The sequence below is a fragment of the Acetobacter malorum genome (genome assembly GCF_001580615.1).
Classification (GTDB): domain Bacteria; phylum Pseudomonadota; class Alphaproteobacteria; order Acetobacterales; family Acetobacteraceae; genus Acetobacter; species Acetobacter malorum.
The window spans coordinates 1-25088 of the sequence record NZ_LHZC01000045.1 but is presented as its reverse complement, the minus strand read 5'-3'; the positions used below and the strand labels follow the sequence as shown (position 1 = coordinate 25088).

Genomic DNA, 25088 nt, shown 5'->3' with positions numbered 1-25088 from the left:
CAACCCGATATGGCCGTTCCGCCGCACGATTATGATACCCCGCCCCCCGTGACGCGCACTGTGCGTGTTACGGGTGAGGATCTTCGTGCGCGTGCCCATCGGGACCAGATGCATGTCAGATTGCTGGGGGTTGCAGGCGGATTTTGCCTGCTTTTTGCTGTTGTTGCCGTCAAACTGTCCATCGCGACAGTTCTGCACCCCATGGCACCGGAAAAGCGGCAAATTGCCTCGCAGGTTCCGGAAATTCCTAAAATCGACCCCAAAGGCAGTCTGGCCGGAGACTTCTCTCTCCCGCAGGTGCATCGGGCGTCCATTGTGGACCGTAATGGCCAGACACTCGCGCTGTCTTTGCCGGTCGCGCAGGTTTACGCCAACCCGCAGGAACTGATTGACCCGCAGGACGTCACCAAAAAACTGAAAACCGTCCTGAAAGATCTGGACGAGGAAGAGACCACCCGCAGGCTCTCCCTGCCCAAACAGTTTGTGTATATCGCCCGCAATATTACGCCCCAGCAGGAACTGGCCATCAACAGCATGGGCATTCCGGGGATCTATTTTGAAGCAGGCGAACGCCGCCATTATCCGCTGGGCCACATGGCCGCGCAGATTATGGGTACTGTGGATATTGATGACCACGGCGTTGCCGGCGTTGAGCGTTATTTTGACAAACGCCTGATGAGCGACCATCGCCCACTGCGGCTTTCACTGGACGTACGCGTTCAGTCCGTGGTGCGGGATGAACTCGCCAACGCCATGAGCACCTTTCAGGCCATTGGGGCCTGCGCCATTGTCATGGATGTACGCACAGGTGAAATCATCGCCATGGTCAGCCTGCCTGATTATGACGTGAACGAATTTTCGCACGCCACCAATGATGCCCGCTTCAACCGTGCTGTCACCGGCCTGTATGAACCCGGCTCAACCTTCAAGCTGCAAACGGCGGCCATGGGGCTGGAAACCGGCACCATTCATATCTGGGACCGCTTTTCCTCCACGCCGATCCATATTGGGCGCTTCACCATTTCGGATATGAAGAACGACCATTTCGCCCCGTGGATGACCCTGCCGGAAGTGATGGCGTTCTCCTCCAACCCGGCAGCAGCTCATATCGCGCTGGATGTGGGTGGCACGCGGCAGGCTCAATGGTTCCGTGACATGGGCTTTTTTGCCCCGGTGCCGATTGAACTGCCGGAAGCCGCGCGTCCGCTGGTGCCGCATCAGTGGGGCATTTCCACCACCATGACGGTCGGGTTCGGGCACGGTATGGCCGAGCCGCCGCTGGCCATTGTGCGCGGCACGGCAGCCACGGTGAATGGCGGCATTCTCGTCACCCCCACCCTGCTGGAAAAAGAAGAAGGTCCCGCCCCCACGCAGGAGGCTGCGCTGTCTCAGGGTGTGCAGAACGCCGCGCTGGAACAGGCGGAAGCTGACACCAGCATGGATAGAACCACCGTCGGGAGTGACGGTCTGGCCGTGCCGCAGGGCCAGCGGGTTATTTCTGAAAAAAATTCCGCTCTGCTGCGCCGCCTGCTGCGTCTGGACGTCACCGGCGGCACCGGCCGCACGGCAGAATCACCCGGCTATTTTGTCGGCGGGAAAACCGGCACGGCGGAAAAAATCGGTCCACATGGCGGCTACCTGAAACACGTCAACATCTCGGCCTTTACCGGCATTTTCCCGATGAACGCACCGCGCTACGCCGTGTATGTCATGCTGGATAGCCCCAAGCCGACACCGCAGACCCACGGCTGGACCACGGCAGGCTGGAACGCGGCCCCGACCGTTTCCAAAATTGTCTCACGCATTGGGCCAATGCTGCAAATCTTCCCGGATACGGCGCATGCAGCCCAGATTGACGCCAGCATGGCCCTGCCCATGCACCCGGCGGTGCCCCGTGGCGTGCGCCCGCTTGGGCCGGGCAATGACCCCGGAGACCCACGCAAGGCGGAAGCCGAACACCGGGCAGCCAAGGCCGCAGAACAAAAAGAACGCGCAGCCCAGAAAGCTGCTCTGAAAAAACAGGCTCAGGAGGTGATGGACGAATGACCACACGCCTTTCCACCCTTCTCAAGATGATGAGCCTTACGGCGACCGGAACGCAGGATGATCCGGTCATTACCGCCATCACGCCGGACAGCCGTGCCGTCAAACCCGGCACGCTGTTTGCCGCCCTGCCCGGCGTTAAGGTCGATGGTCGGACCTTTATTGCCGCTGCGGTGCAGAACGGAGCCGCCGCTGTGCTGGCGCCAACCGGCACGGTCTGGCCTGCGGATGTCGCACCCTGCCCGCTCGTGCTGGCAGACAACCCGCGCCATGTTCTGGCCGTTCTGGCGACAGCGCTGGCTGGACGTCAGCCAGAATGCCTCGTGGCGATTACCGGCACCAATGGCAAAACCAGCACCACGGATTTCCTCCGTCAGCTCTGGGCCTTGCAGGGGCTTAAAACCGCTGGTGTGGGCACGCTTGGTCTGACAGGTGTGAACGGTCTGGGTATTACCATGCCGTCCCTCACCACGCCGGACCCGGTGGCACTGGCCAACGGTCTGGCGGCCCTTGCGCAGGCCGGGGTTGAGCATGTGGCGCTGGAAGCCTCCTCCCACGGGCTGGAACAAGGGCGGCTGGATGGCCTGCATCTGTCTGCTGCCGGGTTTACTAACCTGACGCGCGACCATCTGGACTATCACGGCACGGTGGAAGCCTACCGCGCCGCCAAGCTGAAACTGTTTGAGACAGTTCTGCCGGAAGGCGGTCTGGCGGTTGCCAATGCCGATATGGATGCTCAGACGCTGGCAGAGCTTCGCGCCATTGCCACGCGGCGCAAGCTCACTCTGCGGCTGACCGGCGAGAACGGCACCACGCTGCGCTTGTTGCGCCACACACCTTTACCCTCCGGGCAGGAACTGGAACTGGACGTTTGCGGCCAGCGTCAGACTATCACGCTGGCTCTGCCGGGCCGTTTCCAGACCGACAACGCCCTGCTGGCCGCAGCCCTTGCGGTACCCGATGAGGCATCCCTGCCCGCCATTATCGCTCTGCTGCCGCAGCTCACCGGGGTGCGCGGGCGCATGGAACGTGCCGTCGTGCTGCCCAACGGGGCCAGTGCCTATGTAGATTATGCCCACACACCGGATGCCCTTGCGCGCCTGCTGGCGTCTTTGCGTCCGCATGCGCGGGGCAAGCTAATTGTGGTGTTTGGCGCGGGCGGTGATCGTGACCGGGGCAAACGCCCGCTGATGGCGCAGGAAGCCGCACGCGGGGCTGATATCGCCATTATTACGGACGATAATCCCCGCACGGAAAACGCCGCCGCCATCCGCGCGGAAGTGCGCACGGGCGCACCAGATGCGCTGGAAATTGGTGGACGCAGGCAGGCTATTGCCGAAGCTCTGACCATGCTCGGCCCGGATGATGTGTTGGTTGTGGCCGGCAAAGGGCACGAGCAAGGGCAGATTATCGGCACAGAAGTTCATCCGTTTGATGATGCCGCCGTGCTGCGCGAACTGGCCAGCCTTCAGACCAGCGCCACCTCAAAACAGGTAAACCCGGCATGACGGCTCTCTGGACACGTGACGAACTGGAAGCCGCCACCGGTGGCAGGTTTGCAGGCCCTTGCACGCCAGTTGTGACGGGCATTTCCATTGACACCCGGACACTGACCCCCGGTGATCTGTTTGTCGCCCTGAAAGGCGATAACAGCGACGGGCACGCGCACATTGCCATCGCTCTGGATAAAGGGGCGGCAGCGGTGCTGGTGCATGACACCACAGGATGCACGGACCCGCGCCTGCTGGTCGTGACGGACACCATGGCCGGCCTGCAAGCTCTGGCCCATGCCGCACGCGCGCGCTTTACCGGCAAGATGGTGGCGGTTACCGGCAGTGTTGGCAAAACCACCACCAAGGAAATGCTGCGGCTGTGCCTTGGGGCCCTCGGGGCTACCCACGCGGCAGAAGCCTCCTACAATAACCACTGGGGCGTGCCGCTCACGCTGGCGCGGATGCCGCGTGATGCAGAGTTCTGCATCAGTGAAATCGGCATGAACCATCCCGGGGAAATCCTGCCGCTGGCCAGTATGGTCCGCCCGGATATTGCCGTCATCACCACCATTGGCTCGGCCCATCTGGGCTATATGGGCAGCGTGGACGCCATTGCGCAGGAAAAAGCGGAACTGATTACCGCCCTGCCGACCGGCGGCGTAGCCATTGTGCCGGATGATGCTCAGGGCCAGTCCTTTTTTGCCGCAGCCGCCCGGCAGGCCAATGCCACCCTGTGGCATACCGGCCTGAAGCGGGACAGCTTTGTGCACCTGTCCGGTCTGAAAGTCCTTGAAGGCGGTAGTCAGTTTACTGCCCATGCAGGCAGCCGTTCTGTGCCGGTTACGCTCCACGCACCGGGCACGCATCTGGCCCGCAACGCGCTGACGGCACTGGCCGTGTGTGCGGCTCTGGGCGGGGATCTGAGCAAAGCCGCTCAGGCTCTCACCGGCTTCCGCCCCGGCAAGGGACGCGGTGCGTTAGCCCAGATTGCCGGCGGGGACGTGACCCTGCTGGATGAAAGCTATAATGCCTCCTCCGCCTCCATCCGCGCGGCGCTGGATGTTCTTCGTCATCTCCCGGCCACACGCCGCATTGCCGTTCTGGGCGATATGCGTGAACTGGGCGATTTTTCCCTCTCCGAGCATCAGGCGCTGGCTCAACCCGCCGCCGACGGTGCCGATCTTGTTTTCTGTTGCGGACCCCACATGAAATCCCTTTTTGATGCCCTGCCCAAAACGGCGCAGGGTGCCTGGGCGCAAGACGCCGCCACTCTGGCTCCTCTGGTTTGCGCGGCTCTGCGTAAGGGAGACGCAATTCTGGTTAAAGGCAGTCTGGGGAGCCGCATGCGGGATGTCATTACGGCTCTGAGCAGCCTGAGCGCCGTGGAGCCTGCCTGATGCTATATTTTCTGGTCTCTCACCCGCTGACAGACGCACATATCCCGCTGCTCAACCTGTTCCGCTACATCACGTTCCGGGCCGGAGCGGCCTGCTTTACAGCACTCGCCATCAGCCTGATGCTGGGCCGCCCGCTCATTGCCATGCTGCGGCGTATTCAGCGCGGGGGTCAGCCGATCCGCGCGCTTGGCCCGGAGCGACATCTGCTGGAAAAAACCGGTACCCCCACCATGGGCGGTGTGCTGATCCTGATTGCCCTATTCGGCTCAACCCTGCTGTGGGGTGACCTGGAAAACGGCTTTGTGTGGGCCGTCATGCTCACCACACTGGCGTTTGGCGCTGTGGGCTTTGCGGATGATTACCGCAAGCTGGCCCGCCGCAATACGGATGGCGTGTCCAAACGGATGCGGCTGGGGTGTGAGTTCTCTGCGTCCCTGCTGTGCGGCTGGTTCCTGCAAAGCCTGATGCCGGATGATCTGACCAATCAGCTCGCCTTCCCCTTTGTGAAAGACCTGCTGCTGCCGCTGGGGTTTGCCTATCCCATCTTTGCCATGATCACCATTACCGGCTTTGGCAACGCCGTAAACTTTACGGACGGGCTGGATGGTCTGGCCATTGTGCCGGTGGTGATCGCTGCTCTGGTGTTTGCCATCCTGTCCTACATTGTTGGTAACCATGTGTTTGCGGATTATCTGCAGGTCCATGCCGTGCCCGGCACCGGGGAGCTGGCGGTTTTCTGCGCCGCACTCGTGGGGGCTGGTCTTGGCTTTCTGTGGTTTAATGCGCCTCCGGCTTCCGTCTTCATGGGCGATACCGGGTCTCTTTCTCTGGGTGGCGCTCTGGGTGCGCTGGCTGTGGCCATCAAGCACGAGCTGGTGCTGTGCATTGTGGGCGGCCTGTTTGTGGTGGAAACGCTCTCCGTCGTTATTCAGGTGTTCTGGTATAAGCGCACCGGGCGGCGTGTGTTCCTGATGGCTCCCATCCATCACCATTTTGAAAAAAAGGGCTGGGCCGAGCCCAAAATTGTCATCCGCTTCTGGATTGTTTCTGTCATTCTGGGGATGTGTGGTCTCGCCACATTGAAATTGAGATGAGCAATTTTCCCGCCACTCTTTTTACCGGCCAGCATTTTGTTGTGCTGGGGCTGGGCCGGAACGGTCTGCCCGCCGTGTGCGCCCTCGCACAAAGCGGGGCCACAGTTCAGGCGTGGGATGATGGCGAGGCTGCCCGTGCAGCGCTCGCCAAAGCTGTAACTGCCCTCCCGCAAGACGCTGCCGCCCGCATTACCTCCGCGCCGATCGAGAGCCTGACTGGCGCCGATGGTCTCGTCCTCTCCCCCGGTATTCCGCATGTGCTGCCCAAGGCGCATCCTGTCGCCATTATGGCGCAGGAGGCTGGCGTGCCGATCCTGTCCGATGCAGAATTGCTTTATCGGGCAGTCCGCAAGGCGGGAAGCAAGGCGCGGTTTGCTGGTATTACCGGCACCAATGGTAAATCGACCACCACCACGCTTCTGGCCCATATTCTGGCGGAAGCCGGTGTGCTGGTTGCTGCTGGCGGTAATCTTGGCCCCGCCGCGTTAGCGCTGCCTCTGCTGCCCGATAACGGCGTGTATGTGCTGGAAATGTCGTCCTACATGCTGGAACGGCTGGACACGCTGCATTTTGATGCCGCCTGCCTGCTGAACCTCACCCCGGACCATCTGGACCGCCACGCCGGCATGGAAGGCTATGCCCGCGCCAAAACCCGCGTCTTTACCCATCAGACCGCGCAGGATCTGGCGGTGATTGGCGTGGATGATGACTACTGCCGGGACATTGCCAAAACCCTTCAGGCTGGCCCCGCGCAGTGCGTGACTATTTCCGGCGCCAACCCGGACTGTGATGTGTACGGGCAGGACAACGCCATCTGGCAGGCAGGCCAATGCCTTGCCCGCCTTGGCCCCTCTCTGCCCGGCAGCCATAACGCGGAAAACGCCGCCGCTGCCTGTGCCATGGCGCGCTTTCTAGGCGTGCCAGACGCTGCACTGGCCGCGGCCGTTCTCTCCTTCCCCGGCCTGCCGCACCGCCAGAAGCTGGTGGCCGAGCAGGACGGCGTGGCCTTTATTGATGATAGTAAAGCCACCAATGCCGACGCCTCCGCCCGTGCCCTCGGCTGTTATGACCGGCTGATCTGGATTGCTGGTGGCATGGCCAAAGAGGGTGGCATTGCCTCGCTCACGCCCTATTTCCCACGCATTGTCCATGCGTTCCTCATAGGGCGGGATGCCGCACAACTGGCGGAAACGCTGACGGCGCACGGCGTGCCTTTCACACTCTCCGGCACGCTGGAAAGTGCTGTGCCCGCAGCCTATGACGCAGCCCGGAACACTGGCACGCCCGTCGTGCTGCTGTCTCCCGCCTGCGCCAGTTTTGACCAGTTTTCCGGGTTTGAAGCCCGTGGGCTGCGCTTTCTGGAACTGGCCCGCACGGTGACGGAACAGCCGCAAACAGGAAAGGCCGACTGATGGCAGGCTCCCGCATTGATGACTCCCGGTTTGGGCGCTGGTGGCGCAATGTGGACCGGACGACGCTTATCTGCGCGTTCATCCTGATCGGCTTCGGCTATATCCTGATGCTGGCCGCAAGCCCGGCGGTTGCGGTGCGTATTGGCGCCTCCCGCAACATGTTTATTTTCAAACAGGTGATGTTCCTCACAATTGCGGGGCTGATTGTGGTGAGTGTCTCCATGCTCTCCCGCAAAACGGTGCTCAGATTGTCCCTTTTGGGCGGCGCGCTGATGCTGGGGGCAACGGCCCTCACGCTGGTACACGGGATTGAAATCAAAGGCGCGCGGCGGTGGATTGCCCTGCCGCTGATGTCGCTCCAGCCTTCAGAATTTCTTAAGCCCTGCTTTGCAGTAGTGACGGGCTGGCTGCTCACGCAGCGCCGCATTTCCCGCTATTTTCCGGGTATGCTGCTGGCCTTCGCGTTGTTTGGCGTCATTCTGATGCTGCTCAAATCCCAGCCGGATATCGGGATGCTCACAGTCATCACCACCGTGTTCATGACACAGCTTTTTGTGGACGGTCTGAACCTCATTCTGGTGGGGCTGGGCGTTGGCGTCATGATTGGCGCAGGCATTGCCGCCTTCTTCCTGTTCCCGCATGTGCGCTCCCGCGTGGAACGCTTCCTGCATCCCAACGTGGGCGACCATTACCAGATTGATACCGCACTCCGCGCCTTCGGCAATGGCGGCCTGACGGGCCGTGGCCCCGGTGAAGGCCGCGTGAAGGATCTGCTGCCTGACGCCCATGCGGATTTTGTGTTCGCTGTGGCGGGGGAAGAATATGGTCTGATTGTCTGCATGCTCATCATCTGCGTCTTTGGCGTAATTGTGGTGCGCACCCTGCTCCGGCTGATCCGTGAGGATGACCCGTTCATCGTCATTTCCACCACCGGACTGGTGACGGGTTTTGGCTTGCAGGCCTTCGTGAATATGGCGTCCTCCTTGCATCTCATCCCCACCAAGGGCATGACGCTGCCTTTCATTTCCTATGGCGGGTCTTCCGCTATGTCCGTGGCGCTGGCCGTGGGCATGGTGCTGGCTCTCACGCGGCATCAGCCGGGTGAACGGTTGCCACGCAGCGGAGGCTTCATGACCACTCTCAGACAATGGCGGCCCGTATGACCCAACGCACTATCGTCATTGCCGCTGGCGGCACCGGCGGACATTTCTTTCCGGCTGAAGCTCTGGCCGATGCTCTGGCCGAACGCGGCCACAAACTGGTGCTGATGACGGATGCCCGCGCCGGTGCGCGCACGGCGGGCGTCTTCTCACGTGGCCCGCAATATGTGTTGCCCGGTGCGGGTGTGGCTGGCCGTGGCCCGATGCGCGCGTTCAAGGCTGGCCTCACCCTGCTGAGCAGCGCATGGAAGGCCCGTGCCATTCTGCGCAGCGTGCAACCGGACGCTGTGGTGGGGTTTGGCGGTTATCCCTCCGTGCCGCCGCTGCTCGGCGCGCGCCTGCTGGGCCGCAAACATCCGGCCCTCATTATTCATGAAGGCAATGCCGTTCTGGGCAAGGCCAACGCTGTGCTGTCCCGCTTTGCGGATGTGATTGCCACGTCCTTCCCCTCCGTCGCCAAACTGCCGATTGGCGCGCGCACGGCCTTTACCGGCATGCCGGTCCGCCCGGCTATTGCTGCCCTAGCGGGTGAAGGCTGGACCATGCCGGATCAGACCATCAACCTGCTGGTCTGGGGTGGCTCTCTGGGCGCCAGCGTGTTTGCAAAAGTGGTGCCCTCCGCCCTCGGCAAGCTGCCCGAAGAACTGCGCGCTCGCCTGCACGTCACGCAGCAGGCGCGGAAAGATGATGTGGATGCCACGCGCAAGGCCTATGCCGATATGGGCATTACAGCCCGCGTGGAACCGTTCCTGAATGATGTGCCTGCGCTGTTGCAGAGCGCGCATCTGGTAATTGGCCGTGCTGGTGGCTCCTCTGTTGCAGAGATCACCACCGCTGGCCGCCCTTCCATTCTGGTGCCCCTGCCTATCGCCGCAAGCGATGAGCAGAGTGAAAACGCCCGCGCCATCACCACAGCGGGCGCTGGCTGGATGATCCGCCAGCCGGACTTTACCGCCGCCACACTGGCTGACCGCCTGAATGACCTCCTTACGGCCCCGGAAGAGCTGGCGCGCGCAGCGGCCGCCGCAGCCTCACTCGCCCGCCCGGATGCCGCCACCCGCCTGGCCGATGTTGTAGAAGAATGCTTGCACCTTTCCCCCTCGCCCGCCTATCCGACACCTCCCAGCCAGACGGAGTTCAGCGCATGAGAGCCCTGCCCCTTTCCATCGGAACCATTCATTTTGTCGGGATTGGTGGCATCGGCATGTCCGGCATTGCCGAGGTGCTGTCCATGCTGGGCTATTCCGTGCAGGGGTCGGACATTGCGGAAAACGCCAATGTCAAACGGCTGCGTGCTGCGGGTATTCCCATCACGGTGGGTCACGCTGCGGAAAATCTGGGGGAAGCTCAGGTTGTCGTTATCTCCACCGCTGTCAGCCGGGACAACCCGGAAGTAGTGGCTGCCCGTAGCCGCCTGATCCCGGTTGTGCGCCGTGCGGAAATGCTGGCAGAGCTAATGCGTCTGCGCTGGTCCGTGGCCGTTGGTGGCACGCACGGCAAAACCACCACCACCAGCCTGATTGCCGCGGTGCTGGAAGCCGCGCGTCTGGACCCCACCGTGATTAACGGCGGCATTATTGAGGCCTACGGCACCAACACCCGCATGGGCAAAGGCGACTGGATGGTGGCGGAAGCGGATGAGAGCGATGGCTCCTTCCTGCGTCTGCCCTCCGTAATTTCCGTGGTCACCAACATGGACCCGGAACATCTGGACCACTGGGGTTCTGCCGAGGCCATGGAAGCGGCGTATGACCAGTTTGTCTCCAACGTGCCGTTCTATGGCTTTGCCGTGCTGTGCATTGACCATCCTGCCGTGCAGCAGATGATCCCCCGCATGTCTGACCATCGGATTGTTACCTACGGGTTTTCCCCGCAGGCTGACGTGCGGGCTGAAAAGCTGATTACCGACAAGATGGGTGCGACGTTTGAAGTCACGCTGACAGACCGCTCCACCCGCCGCACCCGCAAGGCCGGTCCGTTCCGCCTGCCCATGCTGGGCTCCCATAACGTGCAGAACGCACTGGCTGCCATTGCCGTGGCGACCGAGATGGATATCAGCGATGATGTCATCCGCTCCGGTCTGGCGGCCTTCCGGGGTGTGAAGCGCCGCTTTACCCGCACGGGTGAATGCAACGGCGTGACGGTGATTGATGATTACGGCCATCACCCGGTAGAAATTGCTGCCGTGCTGAAAGCTGCGCGGCAGGCCGGGGCCAATAACGTGATTGCGGTCATGCAGCCGCACCGATATTCGCGCCTGAAAATGCTGTTCCCGGATTTCTGCACCTGCATGAATGATGCCGATACCGTCATTGTGGCCGATGTTTACGCCGCCGGTGAACAGCCGGACCCGGACATGAACCGCGACAAGCTGATTGAAGGCCTGCGCGAACGCGGCCACCGCTCTGTGGTGCCGCTCTCCAGCCCCGACCATCTGGCGGAAATGATTAACGCCATCGCCAAGCCGGGTGACTATGTTGTGTGCCTCGGTGCCGGCACCATCACCAACTGGGCGCAGGCGCTGCCGGAAGAGCTTAAGGCGCTGCACGCTGCCGATGGCGGGCGCGCAGCATGAGCCTGTCTTCCGCCTCCATGACGGATCTGGTGCAGCAGGCGTTTGCCCAAACCCGCGGCCGCCTGACACCGCAGGCTCCGCTTGGCCCGCGCACATGGTTCCGCGTGGGTGGTGCGGCGGAATGGCTGTATCAGCCTGCGGATGCGGAAGATCTTGCGTCAGTCATGCAGCGCCTCTCTCCCGAACTCCCCGTCACGGCGCTGGGCGCCTGCTCCAACGTGATTATCCGCGATGGCGGGCTGGATGGCATTGTTATCCGTCTGGCGCGTGGGTTCTCTGACATCACGGTTGAAGAAGACGGGCTTGTGGTCGGCAGCGCCTGTCTGGATGCCACCGTGGCCGAGTATGCTGCGCAGGCTGGTCTGGCCGGTCTGGAATTTCTGGCGGGTATTCCCGGCTCCATCGGCGGGGCCGTGCGGATGAACGCCGGGGCCTATGGGTCCGATATCGCCACCGTGCTGGACTGGGCCGAGATCATCACGCGTGATGGCAGTCTGATACGGCTGGATGCTGGTGCGCTTAAGTTTGGGTATCGGCGCTCCGGCCTGCCTGAAGGCGCTTTGGTTATCCGCGCCCGCCTGCGTGGCACGCCGGACAAACAGGCGGATATTTCCGCTCGCATTGCAGAAATCCGTGCTGCGCGTGAACTCTCCCAGCCCGTGCGGGCCAGAACCGGCGGTTCCACCTTCCGTAACCCGGACCCGGATATCTCCCTCCACAAGGCGTGGAAGCTGATTGATGCGGCAGGCTGCCGTGGCCTCAAGCGCGGGGACGCGCAGGTGAGCGAGAAGCATTGCAACTTCCTGATCAATCTCGGTCAGGCCTCAGCCGCCGACCTTGAGGGTCTGGGTGATGAAGTGCGGCATCGCGTCGCGCAGCAGTCTGGCGTTCAGTTGCATTGGGAAATCAAACGCATCGGCAAGGCAGAAGGACCCTCCGCATGAGCAGCAGCAAACGGATTACCGTTCTGATGGGCGGGATTTCTCACGAGCGTGAGGTTAGCCTCGCCTCCGGCAAAGGCGTGGTTGAGGCTCTGCGCAGCCTTGGCCATACCGTCAGCACGCTCGACCCCGGGGCTGATCTGGCGGCACTCGTCACCACACTGACCGAACAGAAGCCGGATGTGGTCTTCAACGCCCTGCACGGGCGGTATGGCGAAGATGGCTGTATTCAGGGCGTGCTGAACTGGCTTGGCGTGCCTTACACCCATTCCGGCATCCGCGCGTCCGCCACCGCCATGGACAAAGCCGCTGCCCGCGCTGTCTTCCTTGCGGCCGGATTGCCAGTGGCAGAAGGCAAGCTGATTGCCATTGAGGATCTGGCCAAAGCCGACCCCATGCCCGCACCGTATGTTGTCAAACCGGTGAGCGAAGGTTCTTCCGTGGGGGTTTCCATTGTCCGCTCCGGCTCCAATACGCGGCAGGAAATTGTTAAAAACTGGCGCTATGGCCCGCATGCGCTGGTGGAAGCCTTTATTCCCGGCAAGGAAATTACGATTGGTGTCATGGGGGACCGCGCCCTGACCGTCACAGACATCACGCCGGCACCCGGCGGCGGGCATGATTTTTATGATTATGACGCCAAATACACCAGCGGTGGCTCCAGCCATGTTCTGCCTGCGGCCATTGATGACGCCGTGAGCAAACAGGCCTGCGCAATTGCCGTTGCAGCACATCAGGCACTTGGCTGCTCCGGTGCCTCCCGCTCGGACTTCCGGCTGGATGATACCGGCCCCGGTCCGGCACGGCTTGTGCTGCTGGAGGTCAACACCCAGCCGGGTATGACGGCCACCTCTTTGCTGCCGGAACAGGCCGCCTATTGCGGCATCAGCTATCCGGAACTGTGCAACTGGCTGGTTGAGCAGGCAGCCTGTCCGCAATGAGAATCCCCTCTTCCCCTTCTGATCGTCCGTCACGCATCGGGCTGTTTGCCCGACGGCAGAAGCGGCTGATCCGCCCCTTGTTCGGCATGCTGTTTCTGGCGGCACTGGGGGGAGGAGGATACCTGTATTTGCAGCAGCCCGGCGCGCAGGAACGTCTAGCCCCGCTGCGGGAGAAGGTTCTGAGCGCTGCCCCGTTACGCATCACCAAAATTCAGGTGCAGGGCGCGCAACTCACCAGTGACTCCGCCATTCGCAAGACGCTTGGCGTGTCTGTCGGGGAGCCGGTGCTAAATTTCAGCGTCTCCGACGCACGGGACCGCCTGAACGCCCTGCCCTTTGTGGATCATGTGGTTGTTGAGCGGCATCTCTCGGGCGAAATTGATGTCACCATTACAGAGCGTCCGCCCTTTGCCGTCTGGCAGCATCAGGGGCACTTTGAACTGATCGACCGGCAAGGCAAACGCGTGCCGGATCAGGGCATGACAGGCAAGGATGCCGAAGCCTTTACCAAACTGCCGCTGGTGGTGGGTGATGGCGCGAATGATGCCGCCTCTGCTCTGATCGACGCGCTGACGCAGGAACCCTCCGTGCGCGAGCATGTGACGGCAGCCGTACGGGTGAGTGACCGCCGCTGGAACCTGACCCTGCGGGATGGTGCCACAGTCTTTCTGCCAGAAGGCGAGGAAATTCCAGCCATTCACCGGCTGGCCAAGCTGGATGCCTCCACGCATCTGCTGGACCGCCCGGTGGTGCTGATTGATATGCGCCTGCCCGACCGCCTGACCATTCGGGAGCGCCCCCCGCAGCCCGCTCCGGCCCCTTCCGGCACAGATGCCGCACCGTCTCCATCACAGCCCGGCAGCACGTCCCCCGCTGGCCGGCAGGGAAGTCCTGCATGACCAACCGCCCGCGCCCGTCCTTTTCGCTCAATTCCGCTGCGCAGTCCCGCCTGCGCAAGAAGGCCAGCACGACATCCGCCTCCTCCAGCCTGCGGATGAGCGGGGATGACACCATTCTGCCGCTCCCCCCGTCCGAGACCAACAAGCGGCCGCGCACCTGGCGGAATGGCTACTCTGCTGTTCTGGATATTGGCTCCACCAAAATCACCTGCCTGATTGGCAAGGGAGAGCCGAACGGCAGCCTGAAAGTGATCGGCTGTGGCTGGCGGCGCTCCGCAGGCGTGCGGAACGGGGCCATTACAGACCTGCAGGCAGCGGAAGCCGCCATTCGTGCGACCGTTGGGCAGGCCGAACTGATGGCCGAACGCACGATTGACCGGGTGGTGGTCAACCTCTCCTGCGGGCATCCGGCAAGCCGGCTGTTTAATGTGCGCTGGCCGGTTGGCGGGCGTGTGGTGACGGAAGCTGATATTCGCCGCGTCGTCACGGAGGGCCGCGTTCAGGCCACGGTGGAAGGGCGGGATGTTGTGCACACCCTGCCGATTGATTTCACGGTGGATGATACGGAAGGCGTGGCCGACCCGCGCGGCCATCTGTGTGACACCCTGAAAGCGCGCCTGCATATTATTGATGCCGCCTCCACCGCGCTGCTTAATCTTGAAACCGTCCTGAGCCGGGCGGAACTCAAGATGGAAGCACTGGTCTCCTCCCCCCTCGCCTCTGGTTTGTCCGTGCTGGATGCTGATGAACGGGAACTCGGCACCACGGTTGTGGAAATGGGCGGTGGCACAACGTCATTCGCCGTGTTTGGAGAAGGACAAATTCTCCATACTGCGCAGATCAGCGTCGGCGGCCTGCACGTCACGCGTGATATCGCACGCGGCCTGAGCACCTCCCTGGAAAATGCTGAACGGCTCAAGACAGTTTACGGCAGTGCCGATCTGTCCTCCGATGTGGAAGATGAAATTCTGACGGTTGAACTTCTGGGCAATGATGTTCCTCATTTTGAACAGATTTCCCGCGCACAACTTGGTCGTATCATCCGCCCCCGCATGGAGGAAACGCTGGAGCTGGTGCGTGAAAAACTGGACGGTGCGGGGCTGGGCAATGCCGCCAGTGGCCGCATTGTACTAACGGGCGGTGCCTCCCTGCTGGATGGCATGCGCCCGCTGGCCGAACGTATTCTGGGTGCCTCGGCGGCCAAAGGGCGCAGTGGCGGACCGGCCTTTACACGGTCTGTCCGGCTTGGCCGGCCCAAGCATATTCTGGGCCTTCCGGAAAACACGGCGGCCGCTGCGGGATTTGCAACAGCCGCTGGCCTGCTCTCCTGGGCAGCCAGTGCAGAGCGTCCCTTTGGGGATGTCGAATTCCGCGAGGCGCCTCCCTCCGGCATGTTACAAAAACTCGTCGCTTTTATTCGTGACAGAGTTTGATATACTTTGAGAAATATTGATAACTTCGCTCTAGCATCCATCTGAAGACTTCGTTAGTTTGCCGCAGCTGCCCGGGAGAGCCACATGACACTGAACCTGACCGTTCCACCTCAGACACATGCTGATTTTTCACCGAGAATTACGGTTTTCGGTGTTGGGGGCGGCGGCACGAACGCAGTTGACAACATGATTGCGTCCAGCCTTCAGGGTGTGGAATTTGTTGTTGCCAATACCGATGCGCAGAGCCTTGCCAAGAGCCGTGCAGACCGCCGCGTGCAGCTCGGCCCGCACCTCACCCACGGTCTGGGCGCTGGCGCAAAACCGGAAGTTGGCCGTGGTGCAGCGGAAGAAGCAGCGGATGAACTGGCCCGGTATCTGGATGGCTGCCACATGGTGTTCATCACCACAGGCATGGGCGGCGGCACCGGCACCGGGGCAGCACCGGTTATTGCCCGCATGGCGCGTGAGCGGAACATTCTGACGGTTGGCGTTGTCAGCAAGCCGTTTGACTACGAAGGCAAACGCCGCGCCCGCATTGCGGAAGAAGGCATCAAGGAACTGCAGCAGTACGTTGATACGCTGATTGTGATTCCCAACCAGAACCTGTTCCGTGTGGCCAGCGAGCGGACAACTCTGCGTGAAGCCTACAAGATGGCTGATCATGTGCTCTACATGGGTGTGCGTGGCGTGACCGATCTGATGATGGCTCCCGGCTACATCAACCTCGACTTTGCCGATATCCGCAGCGTCATGGCGGAAATGGGCAAGGCCATGATGGGCACGGGTGAAGGCGAAGGTGAAAACCGCGCTGTTGAAGCCGCCGAGGCCGCCATTGCCAACCCGCTGCTGGAAGACACCTGCATGTCCGGCGCGCAGGGCCTGCTGGTCAACGTGACCGGCGGTGAAGACATGACGTTCTTCGAAGTGGATGAGGCCTGTAACCGTATCCGCCGTGAAGTGGCGGAAGACGCGAACATGATCTTCGGTTCCATTATTGATGAGAACATGAACGGCAAGATCCGCGTGTCCGTCGTGGCAACAGGGATTGATATCGGCACGCAGGCGAATGACCGCCCGCATCTGGTAGCTGTGGACGGTGAAGCGCAGGCTGAACAGCAGACGCAGGCAACCGGCACGGGTCCGTCCGTCATGGCCAATCCGGCGCAGCCCTCGTCCACCATGCAGCAGCCTGCCGCGCCGCGTATGGATGCTGGCATGCAGCAGCCCCGTCCCGCCGCAGCGCCTGCTCCGCAGTCTTACCAGCCGCAGCAGGGTGGGCAGTATGCCTCTCCGCCGCCCGCACACAGCGTCCCCGGTCAGATCAACACGGCTCCCGCAGCCTCTGCTCCGGCACAGGCTCAGCCGCAGCGTCCTGTGGCCTCCCCGCGGGCCGGCCTGTTTACGGAAGCCCCGCGCTCTCCGTATCTGCCGGAGTCCAACCAGCCGTCCTCACGCAGCCTGTTTGGCCGCGTGACGGGTGCCTTCCGTCGCGCAGGCGGTGCTGAGGAACAGCGGAGCGAACCGGCTGTGGAACCGCAGCGTCCGACGATCACCCCGGCTGGTCAGCAGGGTGCAAGCGTGCGTCCGGCTGATACAGATGATGCCGGGCTTGAAATCCCGACCTTCCTGCGCCGCCAGTAAAAAAGCGCAGTTTTCTGCCGCGCTGCTCGCTTCGGGCAGCGCGGTTTTTTATGTAATAGACGGCAATAATGATTGACTCGCCAGAACAGCAGGCGGGCTTTAGCGTTAACCTGCACGTCTTTTAAACCGCGCAGGAAAGAAGCCAGAGCCATGGACAGTCTGCTTATGGAACCCAAGAACCGCTCCGCAACGCTGGAGCCCGTTTCTGGCCCTGCCCAGCCCTCTGTAAAACATCTGCCTGCGGTCCAGCATACACTGCACCATGCCATTTCCTGCGTGGGCACGGGTTTGCACACAGGGGCGCGTATTACGCTCACCCTTCAGCCTGCCCCTGCCGGACATGGCATTGTGTTCAAACGCTCGGATCTGAACGCGGCCCTTTTGCCCGCACGATTCGATTATGTGGTGGATACTCGCCTCAGCACGGTTCTGGGCGACGCGACCAACCCGACCAACCGGATTGCCACCATCGAACATCTGATGGCCGCCCTGAATGGCTGCGGGATTGATAATGTTCTGGTGCTGGTGGATGGTCCGGAAATTCCGGTATTTGATGGCTCCGCTGCGGATTTTGTCTTCCTGATGGACTGCGCTGGCCGCGTGGCGCAGGAGGCTGTGCGGCACCGGATTGATGTGCTGCGCCCCGTGCGGGTTGAACAAGGCGATGCCTTTGTGGAACTCAGCCCCGCCCCCGTCCAGAACCTGCATCTGGACCTGAGCATTGATTTCCCCGCAGAAGCTATTGGCAAACAGACCTTCTCCACCGAGCTGACCCCCGCGACCTTCCGTCAGGATCTGGCACGTAACCGTACCTTTACCCTGCGGCAGGAAATTGAAGCTCTGCATAAAGCCGGTCTGGCCCGTGGTGGCTCGCTGGATAACGCCATTGTTGTAGATGGCAGCGAGATTCTGAACCCTTCCGGCCTGCGCTGCCCGGATGAGTTTATCCGCCACAAGGTGATGGATGCGGTGGGCGACCTGTATCTGGCAGGAGCGCCCCTGCGCGCCCGTTTTACCGGCCACCGCTCAGGCCATTGCCTGAACAACAAGGTGCTGCGCGCCCTGTTTGCAGACCCGGCCGCCTGGCGCTATGTGCCTGCCCATGCGAGCTTTTCTCTCGCTGCGGCGTAAGATGGATTTCCTCAAAATACAAAGAGCGTCTTCATTCTCTTTTCTTGAGCGCCATGCGTGCTATAAGACAAGTTCAATTTGAAGAGCCGGAATGTCTGTGAGCCTCATTAATTCTCTTTCCGTTCGCTGCCGCATCCGCCGCCTGGCGTCGGCTGGTCTGCTTTTGGGCTTGTCCGGGTGCAGCCTGTTTGGCGGAGGGAAACCCGCTCCGGCTCCTAAACTGGCATCTCCGGAAACCCTGTATAATAACGGGATTGATGCTCTGCGGACCCAGCGCTACACGCTGGCAGCTGCCGAGTTTGAGGTCTTGCAGCAAAACTACCCCTATTCCGGCTACATTGCGAACGCACAGTTGATGGAAGGGTATTCCTACTACCTTAAAGGGAAATACCCCGAAGCCGTGCAGCAGCTGAACCGTTTTATTGGCCTGCACCCCACCAGTGCCGATGCTGCCTATGCTTACTACCTGCGCGCTCTGTGCTTTTATGAGCAGATTGCAGACGTCAAGCGTGACCAGCAGGGCACTGTGGAAGCCATGGATGCGCTGGAAGAAGTCATCACCCGCTTCCCGCAGTCTCAATATGCGCGTGATGCTCAGCTGAAAATTGACCTGTGCCGTGACCATCTGGCCGGTAAGGAAATGCTGGTTGGCCGTTATTACCAACAGGAACGCAATTACGAAGCCGCCATCAACCGCTACCAGCGCGTGATTCAGGATTTCCAGACCACCAACCATGTGCCGGAAGCACTTGAACGCATGGTCGAAGTCTATCTGGACCTCGGCCTGACGGATCAGGCCCGTAAATCCGGCATTGTTCTGGGCTATAACTATCCGGGCAGCAAATGGTATCGGTACGCTTATAGCAACCTGAAGCGCTATAAGCTGCTCAGCAGCAACTTCCCTATCCCGGGTAAAGTGATTAGCGCGCAGACCAAACCGCCTGCCGAGACAACGCAGCCGCCAACAGCCGCCGGAACCGCTCCGGCTCCTGCGGCCATGGATATCAAAGCCGCACCGGTTCAGCCTGTTAAAAAGCAGCGTATTGAACCGCAAGTCGATCAGGCGCCGGTCCTGCGTTAAGCAGCGCGGAATGAGACAAAAACCAGACCCACGCCGGAGCCACAGCCTCCGCGTGGGTTTGTTGTTTTATGGGCAGACAAAGCGGTGGATGACGGCTATAAGCCGCAAGAACGTATAGTGAACAGTCTTTCAGACCGGACATCATCATGCTGACAAACCTTTCCATCAGGGACGTCGTGCTGATTGAAGCACTGGATCTTTCCCTGCACGCCGGTTTTACGGCCCTGACAGGTGAAACCGGGGCGGGTAAATCTATCCTGCTGGACAGTCTCGGGCTGGCTCTGGGTGAGCGCGCCAATGCCGGACTCGTCCGTGCCGGGGCACAGGAAGCCCGCGTAACAGCCAGTTTTGACATCCCGCAAACGCACACAGCCTACGACCTGCTGAAAGAACAGGGCATTCCGGCAGAAGCGGGTGAACCGCTGATGCTGCGCCGGATTGTCTCTAAAGAAGGCCGGTCCCGCGCATGGATTAATGATCAGCCGGTTGGCATTACGCTCATGCGCCGGGTGGCGGTCTCTCTGGTGGAAATTCAGGGCCAGCACGAGCAGATGGGACTGGCCGATTCCAGCACCCATCGCGGCCTGCTGGATGCCTATGGTGTCTCCAGCAGCCTGCTGAAAGACGTAGCCCGCGCGTTTGACACCTGGCAGACCCTGAGCCGGGATCTGGATGCTGCGCGCAAAAGCCTGCATGAGGCCGCGCGGGAAGAAGAGTGGCTGCGCCATACGGTGGAGGAACTCAGTACCCTCAACCCGCAAACCGGGGAAGAAGAGCAACTGGCGGTGCAACGCCACAGCCTGCAACAGTCTGAACGACGAGGCGAAGCTATTGCCGCCGCCCTTTCAGAACTCACGCCGCGTGACAGACGCAACAGCGGCCCGGCTGCGGCCCTCCGTGGAGCCAGCCGCGCTCTACAACGCCTTCTCCCTGCCCCCACGGCAGAAAAAAACGCGATCGACCCGCTGGAAACCCGAACCAATGAGGCTCTGAACGCACTTGAAAGTGCGGAGAACGCGCTGGCCGAAGCAGAAAATCTTCTGTCCCGTCTGGCAGACGATTCTGAGGCGAACCCCCGCCTGCTGGAAGAAATTGAAGAGCGTCTGTTTGCCCTGCGCGCGGCCGCCCGCAAGCATGACGTGACGGTGGATGACCTCCCCACTTTTCTGGCTAACCTCTCTGCCCGCCTGACCGCGCTGGAAACCGGGGCCACACAGCTGGACGCGCTGGAACAGGCCGTAAAAGAAGCCCGCGCTCAGTATGAAGAGGCAGCGACCCGCCTTTCTGCTGCGCGTGAAAAAGCTGCCCGCAAGATGGAACAGGCGGTCACTAAAGAACTCAAGCCCATCAAGCTGGACAAAGCCCGGTTCTTCGCCCAGATTCAGCCGCTTACGCCCGAAAACTGGAGCAGGCAGGGCATGGAACAGGTGATGTTCCTGATTGCCGCCAATCCCGGCCAGCCGCCCGGCCCGCTGGCAAAAGTGGCTTCCGGCGGTGAATTGTCCCGGCTGATGCTGGCACTCAAGCTGGTGCTGGCAGGCCAGTCCGGCATCGGCACACTGGTGTTTGATGAAATTGATGCAGGTGTTGGGGGGGCCACAGCCGCCGCCATTGGCGAACGCCTGCACAGACTGGCGCGCACCGTGCAGGTGCTGGCCGTCACCCATAGCCCACAGGTTGCCGCCAGTGCCGACGCACACTTACGCATTGGCAAAATTGTGCGTGACGGGCAGACTGCCACCCACGCAGCCCCCCTCAGCCACGCAGAACGACAGGAAGAAATTGCCCGTATGCTGGCCGGGGATGTGATTACCGATGCCGCCCGCGCCGCAGCCGCCAGCCTGCTGAAACATGAGAATGACTGACTTCCCGGACCTCACCTCCCTCGACACTACACAAGCCAAAGCCGAACTGGCCCGGCTTGCGGACCTCATTGGCCGTTACAATACCGCCTATTATGCGGAAGATGCGCCTGAGGTGAGTGATGCGGAGTATGATGCCCTCCGCAAGCGTTATGATGCCCTGCTGGCCCTGCACCCCGAGGCTGAACCGGAAAACAGTGCAGCCCGCACCGTGGGCGCCACGCCAGACAGCGCGTTTGGCAAGCACCGCCATCTGGTGCCCATGCTCTCGCTGGATAACGTGTTTGATCAGGACGAATTTGAAGCCTTCATCAGCCGCGCCACCCGCTTTCTGGGGCTGAGTGAAGACGATGCCGGGAAACTGGCTTTTGTAGCAGAGCCCAAAATTGACGGGCTTTCCATCAGCCTCACCTACGAAAACGGCGTGTTTGTGCGCGGCACTACGCGAGGCGATGGCACTGAGGGCGAGGACGTCACCGCTAACCTCCGCACCTTAAAAGATCTGCCGGAGCGCCTGCAGGGTCGCGCGCCGGAACTGATCGAAATTCGCGGCGAAGTCTTTCTCTCAAAAGAGCATTTTCTGGCACTCAACGCTGCGCAGGAAGAACTGGGACGCAAACCGTTTGCCAACCCGCGCAACGCAGCCGCAGGCTCTTTGCGCCAGCTGGATGCGCGCGTTACGGCACGGCGGCCGCTTTCGCTGTTCGCGTACGCCATGGGGTTCTGCTCGGAAAAAGTGACGCTGAGCCATTGGGACTATCTGGAACAGCTGAAAGCGTGGGGCTTTCCGGTCAATCCGCTCTCTCGACGTCTGGAAGCCGCCAGCGGTGCGGAAGCGTTTTTTGACACGGTCAGTCAGGAACGCGCGGCACTGGCTTATGATATTGATGGTGTCGTCTACAAAATCGACAACCTGACCCTGCAGGAGCGGCTAGGCTTTGCGGGCCGTGCGCCACGCTGGGCCGTGGCATGGAAATTCCCGGCGGAACAGGCCATCACAACCCTGAAAGCCATTGAAATTCAGGTTGGCCGCACGGGCGCGTTGACACCGGTTGCGCATCTGGAACCGGTCAATGTGGGCGGCGTGCTCGTCACTCGTGCGACTTTGCATAATGAAGATGAAATTGCCCGCAAGGATGTGCGCCCCGGTGACAGGGTGCAGATTCAGCGAGCGGGGGATGTCATCCCGCAAATCCTGTGTGTCGTGCCGCCCGACCCGGATGCCCCCCCCCGGAAGGAGCCGTTCCACTTCCCCGACCACTGTCCGGCCTGCGGCGCACTGGCGGTCAGGCCGGAAGGTGAGGCCGTGCGCCGCTGCACAGGTGGCCTCACCTGCCCGGCCCAGATTGTTGAACGGCTGATCCACTTTGTCTCCCGCACAGCGTTTGACATTGATGGCTTAGGCGATCGCAGCATCCGGGAATTTTACGATGCCGGGTTCCTGCATACGCCGGGGGATATCTTCCGCCTGCATGAACATGCTGATGAGATCATGAAGCGGGATGGCTGGGGCGAGCAGTCCGTGCGGAACCTAATGCAGGCCATTGAGGCGCGGCGTACCATTCCTCTCTCCCGCTTTATCTATGCGCTCGGCATTCGCCGCGTGGGGGAAAGTAATGCCCGCCTGCTGGCACGGCATTACGGGTCTTATGAGAACTGGATGGAGCAACTCCGCAAGGCCGCCCTCATCGGCTCGGACGAACGGCTGGAGCTGGGCTCCATTACCGGCATTGGCAGCGTGATTGCGGATGATCTGGTGGCCTTCATGCAGGAAGATCACAATCTCGCAACTTTGGCCGACCTGCGCGCCTCTCTGACTATTACGGAGGAAGAGGCTGTCTCGGGCGGAGCACTGGCGGGCAAGACTGTGGTGTTTACCGGCACCCTGCATACCCTCACCCGGCAGGAAGCCCGGGCCATGGCCGAACGGATGGGGGCAAAAGTGTCTGATTCCGTTTCCAAAAAGACTGATCTGGTCATTTTGGGAGAAAAAGCAGGATCAAAAGCCAAAAAGGCAGAAGAGCTTAAAATTGCCACTTTGGATGAGGCCGGCTGGAATGCCTTTTGCGCCGGTGAGCAAACTGATTTTTCTGCCTGACATGCCAAAAAGAGTCGTTGCCCGGACAAAAAATCTGCGCCATGCTATCGGGTAGCGAAGGGGTGGAATTCGTCGTCCAAAATAAAAATAAAATTTCGACCGCAGACCTGCCTGTTTTCCCGTTAGTTCCCCCTCCCCCTCTCGTACGGGGTAAATAAGGCTTCTGCGTTCGCAACAACAAAGTGAACGGCAACATGACCAAGTGGATCTACAGTTTCGGCGCAGGCCAGAACGACGGCAACGCCGGAATGCGCAATCTCCTCGGCGGTAAAGGCGCGAACCTCGCCGAAATGTCTAACATCGGCCTGCCGGTGCCGCCCGGATTTACCATCACCACTGAAGTCTGCTCCGCCTTTTACGAAAACGGCCGCAAATATCCGGATGACCTGAAGGCGCAGATTGATGACGCCATGGCCCGTGTAGAAAAGGCGATGGGCCTGCGCTTTGGTGATGCAGACGCACCGCTGCTGGTGTCCGTGCGCTCCGGCGCCCGTGTTTCCATGCCCGGCATGATGGACACGGTGCTGAACCTCGGCCTGAACGACCAGACGGTTGAAGGGCTCGCCCGCTCTTCTGGTGATTCCCGTTTTGCGTGGGACAGCTACCGCCGCTTTATCCAGATGTACGGCTCCGTCGTGCTCGGTGTTTCTCATCATCGCTTTGAAGATCTGCTGGAACAGACCAAGCGTGAACTCGGCAAAGATGATGACACCCAGCTGACAGCCGAAGAATGGCAGATGATCCTGAAGGGCTATAAGGACATCGTGCTGAATGAAACCGGCACCCCGTTCCCGGAAGACCCGCAGGACCAGCTCTGGGGCGCGATTGGCGCCGTGTTCGGCTCCTGGATGAACCCGCGCGCCAACACCTACCGCAAACTGCATGATATTCCGGCAAGCTGGGGCACGGCTGTTAACGTGCAGTCCATGGTGTTCGGCAACATGGGTGAAGACTGCGCCACCGGCGTCTGCTTCACGCGTGATCCGTCCACGGGTGAAAACGTGTTCTACGGTGAATATCTGATCAACGCGCAGGGTGAAGACGTGGTGGCGGGCATCCGCACGCCGCAGCCCATGGCGGCTGAACGCGCAACGCCTGACCAGAACCCGATGGAAAAGGCCCTGCCGGAAGCCTATCAGGAAATGCTGAAGGTGCGTGACCTGCTGGAACGTCACTACAAAGACATGCAGGACATCGAGTTCACCGTGCAGAGCAATACGCTCTACCTGCTGCAGACGCGCTCCGGCAAACGCACGGCCGCAGCAGCGCTGCGCATTGCCATCGATATGGCGCAGGAAGGGCTGATTACACAGGAAGACGCCATCTCCCGCGTGCCGCCTGCGTCTCTGGACCAGCTCCTGCACCCGGTTCTGGACCCCAAGGCTGAGCGCAAGCAGCTGGCCCGTGGCCTGCCGGCCTCTCCCGGTGCTGCAACGGGTGTGATCGCGTTCTCCGCAGAAGATGTGGAAGACCGCGCCAGCAAGGGCGAAGACGTCATTCTGGTCCGTATCGAAACGTCGCCGGAAGACGTGCATGGCATGCATGCTGCCCGCGGTGTGCTGACCACCCGTGGCGGCATGACCTCGCACGCTGCCGTTGTGGCGCGTGGCATGGGCCGTGTCTGCGTCGCCGGTGCTGGTAGCATCATGGTGGATTACAAGGCACAGACCCTGACCGTGAACGGCCACACGCTTAAAGCGGGTGACTGGCTGACGCTGGATGGCGGCACGGGTGCCGTCTATCTGGGCCGCGTGCCGACCATTCCGCCGACGCTCTCCGGTGACTTCTCCACCCTGATGGGCTGGGCTGACTCCGTGCGTCGTCTGGGCGTGCGCGCCAACGCAGAAACGCCGGAAGATGCAGAAACCGCCCGCCGCTTTGGCGCGG

Annotated in this window: 18 protein-coding genes; all 18 read left to right on the top strand. The window is 61.3% G+C overall.

Translation table 11 applies throughout. The features are described 5' to 3' along the window. Positions 1-9: 9 nt before the first annotated feature. Entirely contained in the window at positions 10-2046 is a 2037-nt protein-coding gene (locus tag AD930_RS05815; RefSeq protein WP_061505468.1) for a peptidoglycan D,D-transpeptidase FtsI family protein, read from the top strand. After that, complete coding sequence (locus tag AD930_RS05810) at positions 2043-3551, top strand: UDP-N-acetylmuramoyl-L-alanyl-D-glutamate--2,6-diaminopimelate ligase (protein WP_061505467.1); 1509 nt, start codon at positions 2043-2045, stop codon at positions 3549-3551. Before AD930_RS05815 ends, AD930_RS05810 begins: the two co-directional genes overlap by 4 nt. Then, positions 3548-4933 carry a UDP-N-acetylmuramoyl-tripeptide--D-alanyl-D-alanine ligase gene (locus tag AD930_RS05805; protein ID WP_061505466.1) on the top strand — a complete coding sequence of 462 codons (1386 nt, stop codon included), beginning with the start codon at positions 3548-3550 and terminating at the stop codon, positions 4931-4933. The genes AD930_RS05810 and AD930_RS05805 overlap by 4 nt, the downstream gene beginning before the upstream one ends. Next, positions 4933-6027, top strand: a complete 1095-nt coding sequence (mraY, locus tag AD930_RS05800) for a phospho-N-acetylmuramoyl-pentapeptide-transferase (RefSeq protein WP_043553657.1) — start codon at positions 4933-4935, stop codon at positions 6025-6027. Before AD930_RS05805 ends, mraY begins: the two co-directional genes overlap by 1 nt. After that, a complete protein-coding gene (gene murD / locus AD930_RS05795) occupies positions 6024-7439 on the top strand; it encodes a UDP-N-acetylmuramoyl-L-alanine--D-glutamate ligase (protein WP_061505465.1) in 1416 nt (471 codons plus the stop codon). The genes mraY and murD overlap by 4 nt, the downstream gene beginning before the upstream one ends. Beyond that, positions 7439-8602, top strand: coding sequence for an FtsW/RodA/SpoVE family cell cycle protein (locus AD930_RS05790; protein WP_061505464.1), 1164 nt, complete (start codon positions 7439-7441; stop codon positions 8600-8602). Before murD ends, AD930_RS05790 begins: the two co-directional genes overlap by 1 nt. After that, a complete protein-coding gene (murG, locus tag AD930_RS05785) occupies positions 8599-9747 on the top strand; it encodes an undecaprenyldiphospho-muramoylpentapeptide beta-N-acetylglucosaminyltransferase (protein WP_061505509.1) in 1149 nt (382 codons plus the stop codon). Before AD930_RS05790 ends, murG begins: the two co-directional genes overlap by 4 nt. Further along, the gene (gene murC / locus AD930_RS05780; RefSeq protein ID WP_061505463.1) at positions 9744-11174 is read left to right on the top strand and encodes a UDP-N-acetylmuramate--L-alanine ligase; all 1431 of its coding nucleotides are present in this window, start codon (positions 9744-9746) and stop codon (positions 11172-11174) included. The genes murG and murC overlap by 4 nt, the downstream gene beginning before the upstream one ends. Then, positions 11171-12118: a UDP-N-acetylmuramate dehydrogenase gene (gene murB, locus AD930_RS05775; protein WP_061491621.1), complete on the top strand. Its 948-nt coding sequence runs from the start codon at positions 11171-11173 to the stop codon at positions 12116-12118. The genes murC and murB overlap by 4 nt, the downstream gene beginning before the upstream one ends. Continuing rightward, positions 12115-13056, top strand: a complete 942-nt coding sequence (locus AD930_RS05770; protein ID WP_061505462.1) for a D-alanine--D-alanine ligase — start codon at positions 12115-12117, stop codon at positions 13054-13056. The genes murB and AD930_RS05770 overlap by 4 nt, the downstream gene beginning before the upstream one ends. After that, a complete protein-coding gene (locus tag AD930_RS05765; protein ID WP_061505461.1) occupies positions 13053-13955 on the top strand; it encodes a cell division protein FtsQ/DivIB in 903 nt (300 codons plus the stop codon). Before AD930_RS05770 ends, AD930_RS05765 begins: the two co-directional genes overlap by 4 nt. Beyond that, entirely contained in the window at positions 13952-15388 is a 1437-nt protein-coding gene (ftsA, locus tag AD930_RS05760; protein ID WP_061505460.1) for a cell division protein FtsA, read from the top strand. Before AD930_RS05765 ends, ftsA begins: the two co-directional genes overlap by 4 nt. Positions 15389-15472: 84 nt before the next feature. Further along, positions 15473-17029: a cell division protein FtsZ gene (ftsZ, locus tag AD930_RS05755; protein WP_061505459.1), complete on the top strand. Its 1557-nt coding sequence runs from the start codon at positions 15473-15475 to the stop codon at positions 17027-17029. A 150-nt stretch (positions 17030-17179) separates the two neighbouring features. After that, positions 17180-18160 carry a UDP-3-O-acyl-N-acetylglucosamine deacetylase gene (gene lpxC, locus AD930_RS05750; RefSeq protein WP_061505458.1) on the top strand — a complete coding sequence of 327 codons (981 nt, stop codon included), beginning with the start codon at positions 17180-17182 and terminating at the stop codon, positions 18158-18160. Between the two features lie 91 nt (positions 18161-18251). Continuing rightward, positions 18252-19241 carry an outer membrane protein assembly factor BamD gene (locus AD930_RS05745; RefSeq protein ID WP_061491616.1) on the top strand — a complete coding sequence of 330 codons (990 nt, stop codon included), beginning with the start codon at positions 18252-18254 and terminating at the stop codon, positions 19239-19241. Between the two features lie 146 nt (positions 19242-19387). Then, positions 19388-21106, top strand: coding sequence for a DNA repair protein RecN (recN, locus tag AD930_RS05740; protein ID WP_061491615.1), 1719 nt, complete (start codon positions 19388-19390; stop codon positions 21104-21106). Then, the gene (gene ligA, locus AD930_RS05735; protein ID WP_156476876.1) at positions 21099-23201 is read left to right on the top strand and encodes an NAD-dependent DNA ligase LigA; all 2103 of its coding nucleotides are present in this window, start codon (positions 21099-21101) and stop codon (positions 23199-23201) included. Before recN ends, ligA begins: the two co-directional genes overlap by 8 nt. 194 nt (positions 23202-23395) lie before the next feature. Then, on the top strand, positions 23396-25088 hold a 1693-nt coding region (gene ppdK, locus AD930_RS05730), incomplete at its 3' end, for a pyruvate, phosphate dikinase (protein WP_082781723.1).

Coding starts and splice junctions, on each gene's coding strand:
- AD930_RS05815 (WP_061505468.1), top strand. CDS start 10: ATGGCCGTTCCGCCGCACGATTATGATACCCCGCCCCCCGTGACGCGC.
- AD930_RS05810 (WP_061505467.1), top strand. CDS start 2,043: ATGACCACACGCCTTTCCACCCTTCTCAAGATGATGAGCCTTACGGCG.
- AD930_RS05805 (WP_061505466.1), top strand. CDS start 3,548: ATGACGGCTCTCTGGACACGTGACGAACTGGAAGCCGCCACCGGTGGC.
- mraY (WP_043553657.1), top strand. CDS start 4,933: ATGCTATATTTTCTGGTCTCTCACCCGCTGACAGACGCACATATCCCG.
- murD (WP_061505465.1), top strand. CDS start 6,024: ATGAGCAATTTTCCCGCCACTCTTTTTACCGGCCAGCATTTTGTTGTG.
- AD930_RS05790 (WP_061505464.1), top strand. CDS start 7,439: ATGGCAGGCTCCCGCATTGATGACTCCCGGTTTGGGCGCTGGTGGCGC.
- murG (WP_061505509.1), top strand. CDS start 8,599: ATGACCCAACGCACTATCGTCATTGCCGCTGGCGGCACCGGCGGACAT.
- murC (WP_061505463.1), top strand. CDS start 9,744: ATGAGAGCCCTGCCCCTTTCCATCGGAACCATTCATTTTGTCGGGATT.
- murB (WP_061491621.1), top strand. CDS start 11,171: ATGAGCCTGTCTTCCGCCTCCATGACGGATCTGGTGCAGCAGGCGTTT.
- AD930_RS05770 (WP_061505462.1), top strand. CDS start 12,115: ATGAGCAGCAGCAAACGGATTACCGTTCTGATGGGCGGGATTTCTCAC.
- AD930_RS05765 (WP_061505461.1), top strand. CDS start 13,053: ATGAGAATCCCCTCTTCCCCTTCTGATCGTCCGTCACGCATCGGGCTG.
- ftsA (WP_061505460.1), top strand. CDS start 13,952: ATGACCAACCGCCCGCGCCCGTCCTTTTCGCTCAATTCCGCTGCGCAG.
- ftsZ (WP_061505459.1), top strand. CDS start 15,473: ATGACACTGAACCTGACCGTTCCACCTCAGACACATGCTGATTTTTCA.
- lpxC (WP_061505458.1), top strand. CDS start 17,180: ATGGACAGTCTGCTTATGGAACCCAAGAACCGCTCCGCAACGCTGGAG.
- AD930_RS05745 (WP_061491616.1), top strand. CDS start 18,252: ATGTCTGTGAGCCTCATTAATTCTCTTTCCGTTCGCTGCCGCATCCGC.
- recN (WP_061491615.1), top strand. CDS start 19,388: ATGCTGACAAACCTTTCCATCAGGGACGTCGTGCTGATTGAAGCACTG.
- ligA (WP_156476876.1), top strand. CDS start 21,099: ATGACTGACTTCCCGGACCTCACCTCCCTCGACACTACACAAGCCAAA.